Genomic DNA, 2,333 nt, shown 5'->3' with positions numbered 1-2,333 from the left:
GTCAGCCGCTGCGCCAGCGGTGAGGTTGCCTACAAAGCGCTCTGGTGCCCTCACCCCCAGCCCCTCTCCCAAAGGGAGAGGGGAGATGGGAAGCATAGCAAGGCCGTCGCCCTGCTATCTGCAGCCCAAGATGAGGGGTGTGGAACCGCGTATCCAGACCTGACTTCCTGCCCACAGGGATCCAGAAGAATTTCCTCGTTCTGTTTGGGAGTTCAGTTGGATTCGTCCACCATCACCACATGGGTGGGGATCTCAGGGGGCAGGAGCTTGCGGCCCGACAAGAAAGCCAGCTCGATCAAGAAGGCAAACCCCCCCACCTCAGCCCCGCTCTGGGCCACCAATTGGGCGGTGGCAGCGGCGGTGCCCCCGGTGGCGATGACATCATCTACGATCACCACTCGGTTGCCGGGGCGCAGGGCGTGGGCATGAAGTTGCAACTGGTCTTGGCCGTATTCCAGGCTGTAGATTTGGCTGAGCACCGGCGGCGGCAACTTGCCCGGCTTGCGAACCGGGACAAATCCCAAACCCAAACGCTGAGCCAAAGCAGCCCCCAAAATAAACCCCCGCGACTCAATGCCCACCACATAGTCCAGGGATCCCATGGCAGCGGTGCCGGCGGCCAATTGTTCAATAGCAGCCCGGAAGCCCGCCGGATCCCGCAAGAGGGGGGTTATGTCGCGAAAGAGGATCCCGGGTTTGGGAAAATCAGGCACCAAGCGGATGAAGGCGCGCAAATCCATCCTGTTTTCCTCGTTGGCCAGTGGCTTGCCGAAAGGGCGCTCCAAGCAACCCATCATACCTGCTTAGCTTAAGGGCAGATGGGATCCCTTTTTGTCCGTTCGGCACCGGGGAAGATTTTTTATAATTGGCAGGGCTAGGAGCCGCGGCTCACCTGGTCTTTCTGTTCCTGACTCTGGAGACTTCTCATGCGCTATTACATGGCCATTGACTCCAATCCGCTGGCAAGTTTGCCGCTGGTTCTGTTTGGGGTGGGCAGTGAGTCGGCTTACGTCGATCTGCTGCAGGACAAGTTGATTGTCCGGGCGGGCAACCTGTTCAACGAAACCTTCTCCCTGAGCGAGTTGGGACAAGGGGAGCGCTTCTCTTGGCCCTGGTTCTACGGCCTGGGCGTGCGCACCGATTTCCAGGGGCTGGTGGGCGCGGTAACCAGCACTCAGGGGGTAATTGCCATCCCGCTGCTGCAGGAAAAGACCCTCTTCATCCCCCTGCTGGGGCCCCTGGGGCTGCAAGTATCCTGCAAAAAGTTGGTTTTCAGCCTCAAGGATCCAGACACGTTCCTGGCTAACTTCAATCAGGGTCGCCCCGAGGTGAACGGCGGGCCCAAGAATGTGGTGATCGAGTAGCCGTCTGGCCGGCTACTTTGACGAGACCAGCACTTCGGTAACAGAACCGCGCTCGCGGCCCTGGCAGTTGATGGCGCGGCTGACCGCAATGGTGGGAATGAGATAGCCGCTCCGGGGGACTTGTACAACGCTAAACAGAAACGAACCCCTGTGAGGAGCCCGTCCCGCTTACGCGAGCGGTTTTCTTCAGCAAAACCCTGACTAGCGGCAGCCCGGGGCTCCCCCTACCAGGGGTGACGCGGCCATTCCGCCGATGCCAACGGTCGGCCGGTAGCCCTCCTCTAGTCTTGCTCCTCTTCTACCAGCTCTTCCAGCACCTCGATCCAACGCTCCAGCTCCTCCAACCCCTGCAACACTGCCTCTGGGTCGCTCAGCTCCACCTGGAGCATCTGGGCCGATTCTTCCCAGGTCAGGGATCCGGGCGGGCTGGCCAGCCAATTCAGGTAACGGGGCAAGAAGGTGCGGGGAGACAGATGATACTGGCGGTGGCAGGCCAGGGCAACCAGTCTGGCCAGGCTGGCCTGATGGCTGCTAAAAGGGCGGAGAAACAGCTCCGGCATCCCCACCCAGCGGAACTGGTCTTCCGGCAGCAGCTCCACCGCATCGCCACATAGCTCTTGGCACAGCTTCAGCCACTCTTCGCTGACCCAGTAGGTAGGGCTGGCCTCAGAGGGCGCCAGCAGAGGGGTGTCGCCCCCTGGGATCCCCGAGCGGTAGAGAAGCAGCTCCAGCCGCGCAATCAAGCTCTGGTAAAACACAGCCTGCAGCTGTGCCTCTAGGTGGTAAATCAACAGGGCTTGGGCCAACTGGAGGCTGCTGGAGAGAAAGGTCTCCGGCCCGCTGACGCCATTATTGCGGAAACGGAGAGGCACCCCCCCTGGTGTGCCTCGCGCCGTCTCAAGCAGGTAGCCTAGCAGCATCTGCTGTAAAAACGCGGTATGCACCCCCACCTCCCAGGAGGGCCGAGTA

At 61.0% G+C, this 2,333-nt stretch carries 2 protein-coding genes and 1 pseudogene; 1 reads left to right on the top strand and 2 read right to left on the bottom strand.

What is annotated here, in order from left to right; all coding sequences use genetic code 11:
• Window positions 1-212: 212 nt before the first annotated feature.
• Complete coding sequence (locus NW835_RS05060; RefSeq protein ID WP_414414685.1) at window positions 213-740, bottom strand: adenine phosphoribosyltransferase; 528 nt, start codon at window positions 738-740, stop codon at window positions 213-215.
• Between the two features lie 186 nt (window positions 741-926).
• Here NW835_RS05060 and NW835_RS05055 point away from each other — a divergent pair, with 186 nt between their 5' ends.
• Window positions 927-1,364 carry a hypothetical protein gene (locus NW835_RS05055; RefSeq protein ID WP_414414684.1) on the top strand — a complete coding sequence of 146 codons (438 nt, stop codon included), beginning with the start codon at window positions 927-929 and terminating at the stop codon, window positions 1,362-1,364.
• Between the two features lie 281 nt (window positions 1,365-1,645).
• On the opposite strand, the pseudogene NW835_RS05050 reads toward NW835_RS05055, so the two are convergent.
• A pseudogene (locus NW835_RS05050) lies at window positions 1,646-2,333 on the bottom strand (peptidase M3); the annotation flags it as partial.

Source organism: Synechococcus sp. OH2, from assembly GCF_047462155.1.
Classification (GTDB): domain Bacteria; phylum Cyanobacteriota; class Cyanobacteriia; order Thermostichales; family Thermostichaceae; genus Thermostichus.
The sequence above is the reverse complement of the archived record's forward strand: the minus strand, read 5'-3'. Positions and strand labels throughout refer to the sequence as shown.